Source organism: Erythrobacter sp. YT30, from assembly GCF_001542875.1.
Taxonomy (GTDB): Bacteria; Pseudomonadota; Alphaproteobacteria; order Sphingomonadales; family Sphingomonadaceae; genus Erythrobacter.
In genome coordinates, this window is the sequence record NZ_LMAF01000002.1 from 534619 (window position 1) to 546593 (window position 11975).

Here is an 11975-nt window from a genome sequence, read left to right on the forward strand (position 1 = left end):
ATCCACCGCATTGCGCCACTCGCTATGCCTCCTTTTTGAGAGCGAAGCGACAAATCCAGAAAGCCGCTGCGAGCATCAAAACCCTGGGTGAAAGCCCTATTTACAAACTCTGCTCCATTGCTCTGTCATTATCATACGCTGTGACATCCTACTCGTTGGGAGACGCTGCAGTCACAAGGCGCCGCCAGCGTTAATTCCATTGTATTTGGCAGGAAATTAGGCTCTGCGAATTCATACCTCCGTATCCGCAGCTTTCTTTGACACTGTTCGGCCTATGAACTCTCCGACAAACGCGCACCGCGCTGCCTGGCCTGTCCTTGCCTGGCTGACTGTCGCCTTGCTTGGGATCGCGGCACCGACGATTGCCTTGCTTGCGCTGGCAGAAACGCTGCAGCCATTGTTGGACGCTGGTGGGCCGATACTGGCGCTGGGGCTGATGGGTCTCGGGATGATTGCTGCTGCGGCGTCAGGACGTTTGTGGGTCGGCGTGGTGCTCGCTTTGCTGGGCGGGGTCTGGCTGATTGGACTGGCGGGCGCGCTGGGAATGCCGCCTTTGCTGCAGCCATTATTCTTGGGCTTTGCGATTGTTATCGCCACTCTAAGCTTCACAGCGAGGGGCGCGCTGTTTGCTCGCAGCGCGCTCGACAAGGGATGGCTGATTGCCCTTTTCGTGGTGGCGGGAGAGGCCGCTTTTCTGATCACCGCATGGGTCGAACCTGGATCATTGCCGGATTGGCTGCTGGTCCTCCTGCCCGCGCAATGGGCCAATATGGCGTTTCAGGCAGCGTTGACAGGAAAAGGCACAACCGCAGCAATTGCGCCTTTGATTGCGCTGGGCGGCACTGCGGCGACAACATTGCTGGTGGCAAGGCTGCTGCCCCGCCGTTGGCCTTACCTGCTGATGTTTTCCGCATGGCTCGGCCTGTCCGCGCTGGTCTGGTATTGGCCTGTTATCTCTGGCGATCCCGCCATGATCACGGCACCGAGCTAAAGCCTAGGGCCGCGTCAGGCGGTATTCGTTGCGATTGAAGAACTCGCCGCTTTCAAAGCGGACATCCTTGCGAAGGACGAAAGTGTTTTCGCCGATTTCATAAGTCAGGCGAATATCAGCCGGGCGATTGTCGTCGCGCCCGCTTCCTTCCGTCACGATAATCAGCCGCCCATCATCGCCGGGATATCTGCGCGTGATCGCATAGCCATCAATCCTGGTGCCATCGCGCGAAATGCGGATGCGGCTTGATGCGTTCTTGTCCTCTTCGCCCGGATAGAGAAAGCCATACCCCATGGATCGCCCTGATGGCTCTTTGACGATCATGCGTACGGGGATGATGGAGCGCTTGTCACTGCCATAATTGAGGTATTCAAGCTCACCCGCCCAATCCTCACCAGTGAGAGGCGCAAAATCTGCAGTGGATGCGGTGAGCGTTTGCTCGACTGCCTGCCCGCTGGGCTGTGGGTTTTCGGCCAAGGATTTCGCTTTCTCCAGAGCCAGATCGCGGCCGTCGCGAAAGGCATTGACGGTCATGGGCGCGGCGATATCAGGCGTCACTCCCAGCCCCTCCTCAAATGACGCCACATTGTTGCGATAACGGAACAGCGGAATGCGCGTTCTGATGCCGCTTTCCGGCAAGGTGAGCGTGAAGAGCAAGCCGGCGTTTGGCCCCTCCGCGCTGCCACCCGTTCGCTCTCCCACCAAGGTGGTGCGGGATTGTTCGGCCAGCACGGCGAGCAGATTGGTGCTGCCCGATGAATTGGCGGTGCTGGTCAAAACGATCAGCTCACCATCGAAAGCGGCATCAGCGGGCACGATGACTTTGGTGTCCTCCATGATCCCGTCGCGCAATGTGTAGGTGCCGTCAGGATTGGCGACAAAGCCGCGCGGGTCCGGATCAAGCGCGCGCGGATCCCAGGTGCTCAGATGCTCCTTGATGCCCGACACGTCGAGCGTTGCGACCTGCATGGATCGCTTCAAGGGCTGCGCGTCAGTGATGAGATAGGAGGCGAGCGCCTGCGCTGCATCGGTGGAGCCGCCGCCATTCTTGCGCAGATCAAGGATGAGCCGGTCGCGTCCTTCTTCAGCAAGGCTTTCAAAGATCGGCGCGAGCAGTGTGTGCGGATCGACAGGCTGGCGGTAATTCACGAAGGTGTCGATCCGTAGATAGCCAGTGTCCTCGCCAACCTGATCAAACGACACCGCATCGGCAAAGTTCGCCCGCCGCGCCTCGCCCAAAGCCCTCCATTCCTTATAGCTTACGCGGTTGGCAGTGACTGTCCGTTCAGAACCATCGGCAGCGCGAAGGGTCAGCTCGGCGTGGGGTTTGGCGCCCCAGAGAAGCACGCCGAAGTGATCAACGCCTCCGCCCATGAATTCGAGCGATTGTGCAACTTCGCCCGCGCGCGCCCAATTGGTGTAGCCATCGACGGGGATGTATTGCTCAATGGTGTTCACGACATCGGAAAGCGCACGGCCATCGATAGCGATGATTTCCTCGCCGCGCGAAAGGCCGCTTCCCTCCATCGAAACATCGATCAAGCCGCGCTCTTCGATCAGCTCCCACCGGAAAGGCAGGTATAGCGGCTCACCAGCGCGCGCATCGCGCAAGGCAGCAGGCAGTTCCGCCTTGGTGTGATCGCAGCGAATATGGGTGAGCGCCAACTGCACCGCGAGATAGAGATCACCCACGCGCATCCCGTTATCTTCCTTGGCCTGCTGCGTGATGTCCGCCCACGCAGCCTGCATCTCATCAGGCGTTGTATAGCGAGTGTAGCCGGGATGAATGCGCGAATAGGCCTCCTGCGCAAGCGCGATATCCGATGCGACCTCATCAGCGCTCAGCCACCTGTCACGCGGATGATCCTGCGCTGCAACGGGAGCGGAATAAGCTAGGCTGGCGGCAGCAAAGAGGGTGGCAAATGGCTTGAGATGCATGGTGTTTCTCCTTTGCCCAGTCTGGTGGCTGAGCGCAGCCGCCTATGCGCTGCAAATCGCGAAATTTGCCTCGCTTTTTATGATTTGCGCCGTCTCAAATCTCGTGACGTGCCGCTCTGTAATCGCTCGGGGATTGGCCCGAATGCTGTTTGAAAGCGCGGTTGAAGCTCGCTTTCGATCCGAACCCTGCAGCAAGTGCGATCTCGATCATGCTTTGCTCATCACGCTCGATCATCTGCTTCGCGTATTCGACGCGCAGACCGTTGATGAATGTGCTGAAATTCTCGCCAAGCCCCTGATTGATAGTGCGCGAGAGATAGACCTGATTGGTGCCAAATCGGCGCGAAAGCGTCTGAAGGCTTAGCCCGGCCTCGAGGTGCCATTTCTCCTCGAGCACTTTCGCCTTGAGCCGTGCACCCTCGAGCACCCAATCGCGGCCTGCCGGAATGTCGGCCTGCGTGGGATCGTCCTCGGTTTCCTCCGCCATCTTGGGAAATGGGCGATCAATCCCTGCGAGGGCTTCGAGCGTGATGATGAAGACCGCAAACAGGGCGATGAAATCCCAGATGAAGATTTCAAAGTAATTGTAATCGAGCACTTGTGCGGCGGTGACCTCAATCGCCCAGAACAGCGCGGACACCGCCGCCAACACAACAAGATGCGTGAGCCAAGCGGGGCTGAAGCGATCATCGTCGGACCGGTTGTGCTTCAGCCACTCAAGATATCGTGCGCGCAGGCGCCACACATAGATTAGGCAGCCCCCCACCATTACCCACGCCAGGATCATCGCCGCCGGGAAGACATATGGCTCATGCACTGCGTCGTTAAACGCCCATTTCGCCCGATAATCGCCGAGCATCGTGAAAGCCCAGAGCTGATAGAGAAGGTAAAGAATTCCCGGCGCAAACAGCCACAATAGTCGTCTGTCAGATCGCCCGATCATCAAGGACCGCCCGTGCAAAGCAATTGCCGGCCCGAGGAGCAATGCAGTCTGCGTCGGCAGGAAAGTCAGCCCCGGCCATATGTCATACGCGCCCGCGAAGCCGATCAGCATCGGCACGGCAGAAATGTTCGCCGCAATCACAAACACGGCAAGCCAGAAGATCGCTGCCCGCTCAATCCCGCGGCGCATCAGATAAGCAAGCGCAATCAACGAACAGGCCATCGTCAGGCCAATCAGCGCAGATCGCCAATTCATCACCAAGTCTTCAGCGCCAGCCATATCCACTCTGTCCGTATGCACAATTTACAGATTGCGGCCATAGGCGCGCGCGCGATTTGAGGCGTCTCAAATTCGATAATGCACGGGGCAGGAGGTAGAATTTATGGATTTTGAGGTGCCGCGAGCGCTTAGCTAGATCAATTCTTCAATCGGGACATAGGGCACATCGAAGCCGAAATAGCCGGGACTAAAGACGGAAAGCCCCGCCTCGCTGCGCCATAACGGATCGCAGCGAAAACCGATCGCGGCGACGGGCATTCCGCGCTCAAAATCGGGATTGCTAAGGCCGTCATATGTTTCAAGATCAATCACGCTGATAAGATCGGGACACGTCGCCACAACCTCTCCATCGCGGCGCGCAATCAGGTGTTCGTTGATGTACTGGGTGACAAATTGCTGGCCCGCGAAATCGCCCGTCCCTGTTAGCGTCAGATCGCCTTTCAAGAAGCCGTCCTCATCACGCCAATCAAAATCGCTCACGGTTCCGGTGAATAGCAGATAGCCGCCGCCAGCTTTCAGAGCCGCTGCGAGAGGGTCGCTGCCATCAGCCTTGGCCACTCGCACCGCAGCACCGATTGTGCGGGCGAGCGTGAGGCTGTCCTTTACCAAGACGCCTTCTTGCTTCGCCTGCGCGCCGGTGATGGGAGAATCGGCTACGCCGCACACTTGGCTGGCCTCGGCGACAGCGCGCAGCACATCTTCCGCGCGGCTGGGATCGCCCAATTCACTGACGACCATCTTGTCACCGAATGGCGTCGCAGCACCAATTGGCGTTAGAGGAATTCCTGCGACTTTAACCGAGTGCTGGTTGATCTCAGGCACGGCGCGCCCGACCGTATCGGCATCAAGCGCGGGCACGCCCAGCCGCGCCGCAGTCGATAAGGCTTCGGCAAGACTGAGAGGCCCAATCTCGCCAAGGATAACCGCCGATAACTTGGTGCCCAAATGCTCCTCAAGGACGCTGAAAGCCGCCTGTACAGGTTCGTCTACGCGGTTCTCCGTCGCTTCGAGCTTGGCCTCCATCTCGGCGCTCATGGGAGCAAGGCTCGCAAGGCCATACGGGCAAGCGACGCTGTCCTCATCTCCAAGTTCAGCAACGGTCAAAACGCTGAAGGTATGCCCTGCAGCAAGGTCAGCCGCGACAAGCTCACGCGCGGCGGCAAGGCTCCCGCCTCCACCGGTGCCGAGATAGGAGCTGCCAACGAGGGCATCTTCGAGATCCTGCGCGGACAATGGCACTGCGGATGTAGATGAAGCGCTTTGTCCGCCGCCCTCGACGCCCATTTCGCTGCACGCTGCAAGTGCCCCGGTCGCGACCACGAGGCCGCCCATGAATTGCCGTCTTGGGATCACGCCAGACCCTCCCCTTCATCCTCAACGTAGAATTGGCGCACAAACGAAAAAGGGGCAAGCCGTGAAGCTCGCCCCTTTTTGAAAGTTCACTTCGGCGACGCTGCTTACATATTGAAAGTCGCACCGAGGAAGAAATAGCGGCCCACTGGGCTCACCGGATAGGCTTGCTCGGTTACGAATGGATCGCGATCGAACAGGTTGTTGACACCGCCATAGATCGAGAATTGATCGGTCGCCTCGAAATTGAACGAGATGTCGTGAATGAACGCCTCGTCCGAAAGGCCGTTCTCTGGCGTGTAGGCAAAGGTGTTGCCGGTGCCCACGGTCTCGATCTCAACGGCGCGAAGGCCCATTGAGTCGAGATAGGTCACGCCGTACGTCACGCTGAGTCTGGACCAATCCCAAGTGACCGACCCACGGCCCGACCATTCGGGACGCTGCAATTCGCCAAGTTCCGGATCAACATTGGTGAGATCGGCAGGATCAAAGAACTCGTCGATCTTGTCCACCCATGTGCCGCTGCCCGCCAGAGTGAATGTGTGCTCACCCAGATCGAAGCGATACCGGATGCTTGCCTCAACCCCGGCGGTTTCAAGCCGGGCAAAGTTGAGCACCGACTGACGCAGGAAGCGGAAGCCGCCATTGTCAGGCCTGCGGTCGACAGCTGCACAGAATTGGTTGTCAATGGATGCTGAATCGACGCAGTTATCAACGATGTCCTGTGAACCGACCGGGTCGATCGCGTTCTCAATCTCGATGTTGTAATAATCGACACTGAGCACAAGACCCGAGAGGAACCGAGGAGTGATCTGCGTGCCCACCGTCCAAGTGGTGGCGGTTTCTTCCTCAAGATCCGGATTGCCGGCAAGCGTACCTGTAAAACGCGCAGTCAAAGGGTCGGTGTACGCGTAAGAGCCGGTGCCGAGAGTTGGATCAAAGCCCAATTCCGCGAAGATTGCCTCACAGTTTCTCTGGCGCAGCGCCGGGTCCGCTGCTGTTGCAAGCTCATTGGCGTCGCACGGATCATCTGGGCGGAAAGTAGTACCCTGCGCCGGTGCGAAGAGCTCGGTAATATTCGGAGCGCGAACCGCCTCAGCATAGGTTCCGCGGAAGAGGATATCTTCCGTCGGAGCCCAAAGACCGCCAACATTCCATGTGAACGTATTACCCACCGAAGTGTAGTTCGAATAGCGCGCAGCACCGCTCACTTCGAGTGTTTCTGCGAACGGAACACCCGAAAGGATCGGCAAACGAAGCTCGCCGAACAATTCGTAAACAGTGAATTCGCCGCTTTCATTGAGCGCCGGAACTTCCGGGTCGAACACCAGCGATTGCTGCGGGAAACCAAGATCGCTGAGCAAATCACCTTCGTTTGCCTGCGGAGTTGTTACAGGCACGACCCCACGGATCAGCGGATCGAACACCGCTGCGCTCTTTTCCTCGCGGAATTCGAAGCCGCCAGCGAAACCGATGGGTCCGCCGGGCAGTTCAAGGAACGCGCCCGTGTCGCCCGTGAATGTCGCATTGATTACGAACTGTTCGAGAGTGAAGCGATCATCCAGCGTGGTCGTGATGAAATCGATCGCTTCCTGGCTGATTGCGCCCGGTCCGCCCAGAATGTTGGCCGGACGGCAGCTTCCATCACCGGGATTGAAGGTGAAAAATCCTGGATCGCTCACCGGAATACCGAATGGCGTTGTCGTGGGCGCAGTAGGATCAATATCTGAGCGACAAATCGGCTGACCTGTTACAGGGTCAGCAACCACATCAATGGCTGCAAACCACCGATCAGTGATAACCCGGTTGCGATCGAGGCTTCTGCGCTCATAACGGCCGTAATTTGCAGAGAATTCATAGCTGAAGTGATCGGTTATTGCGCCGCGCAATCCGCCCACAAAACGCCATGTCTCGTATTCTTCCCGGTCGCGGTTTGGACCAAGGTCGCTAGGATCGCGGCTGATGTAGAAACCATCGGTAAGGCCATTGTCGAACTGCGTATCATAGCCGGGGTTTGTGAATCCCAGCTGCGGACCAAGCAGTTCAGTGACATAACCTTGCAATTCGGGGGTGATGAACGGGTTGTCCGAACGCACAGTCAGCAAATCGTAGAACGTATTTGGCTGGGCCTGAAATTCTGCCGTGCTTGAGACGTACTTACCCTCGAAAAAGAGTTCCGCCTCATCAGAAAACTCGAATGAGAAGTTCGCATTGATGGACCAGCGCTCGGTTTCCGGGATGAGCGAGTTCACATCAAAGTTGTTGGGGATGCCCGATCCACCGAACTGGTTTGAAAGGCGACCAATCAAACCATCCTGATATATCTGCACACCGCCGCCTTCGACGATAGTGGCACAACCACCGATGATGCCGCCAACATTCCTGCCGACGAAGGATTCGTCGCAATCAGGAATGCCATTGCCATTGTTATCAGGGCCAGTGCCAAAGTCGCCGGGCGCGACGAGACCGCCCGCCGCCGAAATTGCAAAGCGCGGGTCGCCGGCAATGAAGCGTGAGGTTGCACCCAACCGGCGGTCGATCAATGCTTGCTCAGCCGCAGTAGGGGTAAAGCTGAAACCATCGGTCGGGATGGCGTCGCCCACATTGAAGCCTTCGCCGTTGAAGTTTGGCGTGTCGGCTCCAAGATCGCCTGCCTGGAAATTGAAGGCAGGGTTCGGATAGTCATCGAAAATGCCGTTGTTGCGGGAGAACTCGCGATCGCCAAATTGGATCTCATCACCGCGAGCATATTCGCCTGAAACGACAAAGTTGCCGCGACCGTCGGCGAAATTGACGCCCCAAGTGAGGTCGCCATTGATGCGCCAAGCATCGCCTTCGCCGCTAATGCCGCTTTGGACATTGGCCTGAAGCCCTTCGAAGTCGTCTTTGAGAACAAAGTTCACAACGCCCGTGACAGCGTCCGCACCATAGATTGATGATGCACCGCCTGTTAGCGTTTCGACGCGTTCAATAAGAGCGGTCGGGATAGAATTGATGTCGACTGCCTGCTGTCCATCAACACCGGCAACATGGCGGCGACCATTGACAAGGACCAGCGTTCTATTGGCTCCGAGGCCGCGTAGATTGAGGACTGACTGGCCAACACCGATATCAGCACTGAATACACCATCAATCGACCCATCTGCGGTGGTTGATGTCGAAAGCGCAGGGATGTCGCGAAGAGTGTCAGCAAGATCGGGCGTGCCGGTTCGCGTGAGCTCTTCTGCTGTGACTGAGAGGATGGGGGAAGGCGCGCCAATATTCGGATCGCGCGCAATGCGAGAGCCGGTAACGACGATCGGCGTTCCCTCTTCAGCGTTAGTGCCTTCTGAGGACGGGGCTTCCTGCGCGTTTGCTGCGAATGGCAGGGCGCTGGCGGCGGCGAATAGAAGTGCCTTGGAGAATACCGGGCGGGAGAGATGGGAAGTTTGCATAGAGCCCCTCAATTTATGTTGCGACCCACAGAGCATGCTGCAACTGCGAAGAAGGTCAAGCTGGAGACGCAGTTCTGCAACGAAACCGTCACGAATTGGGCAATTATGTTGCAGATTTGCATCGAAATGACTCATATTTCGTCTCCCAGACTTCGCTTTCGTGCAAAAACGCGCTTTTTTCGCAGTCAACTCCGCTTGACCAGAAGCGTGCGATTGCCGAATACCCAAAATCCTTTTGCCTCTCTCACGAATGGAAAATCCAAGCATGCGCTCGACCTTTGTGACGACCTTTTGCGCTCTAATAGTCGCGATGTTTGCAAGCCCTGCTCCCGTTTCAGCGCAATCGTTTATGGAAGGCGAATTTGATCCGGCGATCCCCACGCTGGAGCAGACGGTCGGGCACAAACCTGGCGAGCGCATTACCTCCCCCGAAGAGGGTTATAGCTATCTGAAGGCGCTGGATGAGGCGGCGGCGGACAGGGTTGATCTGGTTGAATATGCGCGCAGCTGGCAGGGGCGCCCGCTCTATTACATGGTGATCTCCGCGCCGCAGAACATGGCGCGCATCGAAGCTATCAAGGCCGATCTGGCAACCATCGCTGCCGGACGGCCCGGCAATGGCAATGCGCTGCCCGTCACATGGCTTGCCCATAGCGTCCACGGCAATGAAATCTCGCCCATGGATGCAGCCTTGATGACGGCGTACCATCTGCTCGCCGCGCAAGATGATCCGCGCGTTGATCAGATCCTGCGCGAAACCATCGTCATTATCGATCCGCTGCAAAACCCCGATGGACGCGCGCGGTTTGTCCATAACTTCCGCACGGCTTTGGGCATGACGCCGCAAGCTGACCGGCAATCGGCAGAACATGACGAGCCGTGGCCCTCTGGCAGGGTCAATCACTACCTGTTCGACTTGAATCGCGACTGGTTCACTCTCAGCCAGCCCGAAACGCGCGGCAAGGTTGCGGCGATCCGCGAATGGCACCCCGTTGTCGTCAAGGACATCCACGAAATGGGCGGAGACGACACCTATTTCTTCAGCCCGGCCGCCGATCCCATCAACCCCAATATCACCGCCGAGCAGCGGCGCGGATACGAAATCATCGGGCGCAACAATGCGGGTTATTTCGATGCCTTGGGTGAGCCCTATTTCACGCGCGAGGTCTATGACCTGTTCTACCCTGGCTATGGCGATACGTGGAACGCGCATCAGGGCGCGATTGGCAGCACCTATGAGCAGGGCTCTGCCCGCGCGCTGGTGCTGGAACGCCGCGATGGGACGATGCTGACCTATGCCGACACGGTGCGCAATCAGTTCACAGCTGCGTTTTCGACCGCCGAGGCTGTGGCGCAAAATGCCGGCTATTTTCTGCGGAGTTATGCAGACTATCGCGCGGCGAATGCCAATGGGGCGGCGGGCCGAGGAAGCTACATTATCGATCTGTCAAAGCGCCGTTGGAATGCGGAAAACATGGGGCGCAAGTTGGCTGCGCAAGGTATCACCGTGCTGCGCCGCGATGGTTCTGTTTCAGCTTGCGGGAAAAGCTATCCGCAAGGCTATCTCGCAGTCCCGCAGGCTCAGCCAGCCGCGCGTCTCGTGCGCAGCCTTCTCGACACTGACACGCCGCTTCCCCGCCAATTCGTTGTCGAGCAGGAGCGCCGCCGCTCGCAAGATCTGCCGCACGAACTCTACGACGTCACCGCCTGGTCAGTCGGCCTGATGTCAGGCGTGGACGTATCGCTGTGCGGCAGCAATGTGGGCGGATCGCCGCTCGATGCCGGCGCGCCCATCGCGCCGAAGTCCGAGGGGCAAGGAGCCTTCGCCGTCGCCGTCCCATGGACCGATAGCGGGCAGGCGCGGCTTGTGACGCTTGCCCTTCGCGAAGGGTTGGAAGGGCGCGTCACTGACGAAGCATTTGTCCAGAACGGTCGCAACTTCCCGCGCGGCACCGTGGTCTTCCCCGCCGCGGCAAACACGCCTGAGACCATGGCGCGGCTCGATGCGCTCGCCCGCGAAATTGGCGCGCACACGGTCGCGATGGAAACGAGCTGGGTTGAGGACGGCCCCAATCTGGGCAGCGATGCATTTGTGCGGTTGACCGTGCCCAAAATCGCGATGGTGTGGGATGATGGTGTCTCGCAATTGAGCGCGGGCGCGGCGCGATATGTTTTGGAGCAGCGCCTTGGTCTGCCTGTCGCCCCGATCCGCTCAAACCGCTTTGGCGGAGCGGATTTGAGCGATTACGACGTGCTCGTCGTGCCCGATGGTAGACCTGCATCCGCGCTTGGCCGCGCAGGACGCGAGACAATTACGAACTTCGTCAAACGCGGCGGCGTGCTGGTGGCGCTGGGCGATAGTCTGCGCGCTTTCTCAAGCGGCGATGATGCGCTGCTTGCAGTCAAGCGCGAGGCCGCCTTGGGCCGTACGCCCAGCGAAGCGGAGGAAGAAGAGGACGGAGATCTGGCAGAAGCAGAAGAATTCACCAGCGAGGAAGAATACCGCGCCGCCATTCAAGACGAGACTGCGCTGCCAGATACGCTGCCCGGCGCTTTGCTCAACACCGTTTCCGATACCGATCACTTCCTCTCGGCAGGATATGATGAAGGCCCGGTCGTGCTCGCCAGTGGCTCCGACATTTACACCCCGATTGATCGCGAGGCGGGTATCAATGTCATCCGCTATGCCGCGAGCGGATCACTGATTGCAAGCGGATATGTGTGGGATGAAAACCGCCGCCAGATTGCCTTTAAGCCTTACATGATCGCGCAGGAAACGGGCGACGGGATGGCAATTGCTTTCACTCAGGACCCGACCACGCGGGCCTTTCTGGACGGGCTAGACTTGTTGGTGGCGAACGCCGTTCTGGTTGCGCCTTCGCGGGTGCGGTGATTGGGAGTTTTGAAGTTCCGCTGACCGATTAGTCTAAGGCTTGTCGAAAAGCTTGTTCACGAAATTCATCCAAGGCCTGAAAATCACAACCAAGAACCACGAAAATCCGACAGCGGTAAGAGCGATGATGATACCCGAAGACGAAAG

6 protein-coding genes are annotated in these 11975 nt (G+C 58.3%); 2 read left to right on the plus strand and 4 right to left on the minus strand.

Going from position 1 to position 11975, the window contains the following annotated elements; translation table 11 throughout:
* Positions 1-274: 274 nt before the first annotated feature.
* Complete coding sequence (locus AUC45_RS07195) at positions 275-991, plus strand: hypothetical protein (protein WP_067600404.1); 717 nt, start codon at positions 275-277, stop codon at positions 989-991.
* A gap of 3 nt (positions 992-994) precedes the next feature.
* On the opposite strand, the gene AUC45_RS07200 is transcribed toward AUC45_RS07195, so the two are convergent.
* From AUC45_RS07200 to AUC45_RS07215, 4 genes are all read right to left on the minus strand, one after another.
* Positions 995-2929 carry a S41 family peptidase gene (locus AUC45_RS07200; RefSeq protein ID WP_067600407.1) on the minus strand — a complete coding sequence of 645 codons (1935 nt, stop codon included), beginning with the start codon at positions 2927-2929 and terminating at the stop codon, positions 995-997.
* A 94-nt stretch (positions 2930-3023) separates the two neighbouring features.
* A complete protein-coding gene (locus AUC45_RS07205) occupies positions 3024-4151 on the minus strand; it encodes an AraC family transcriptional regulator (protein WP_067600411.1) in 1128 nt (375 codons plus the stop codon).
* A 132-nt stretch (positions 4152-4283) separates the two neighbouring features.
* Complete coding sequence (locus AUC45_RS07210; RefSeq protein ID WP_156423786.1) at positions 4284-5504, minus strand: DUF917 domain-containing protein; 1221 nt, start codon at positions 5502-5504, stop codon at positions 4284-4286.
* 104 nt (positions 5505-5608) lie between these two features.
* The gene (locus tag AUC45_RS07215; RefSeq protein WP_067600417.1) at positions 5609-8935 is read right to left on the minus strand and encodes a TonB-dependent receptor domain-containing protein; all 3327 of its coding nucleotides are present in this window, start codon (positions 8933-8935) and stop codon (positions 5609-5611) included.
* A 265-nt stretch (positions 8936-9200) separates the two neighbouring features.
* On the opposite strand from AUC45_RS07215, the gene AUC45_RS07220 reads away from it, so the two are divergent.
* Entirely contained in the window at positions 9201-11828 is a 2628-nt protein-coding gene (locus tag AUC45_RS07220) for a M14 family metallopeptidase (protein WP_233998575.1), read from the plus strand.
* Positions 11829-11975 lie beyond the last annotated feature (147 nt).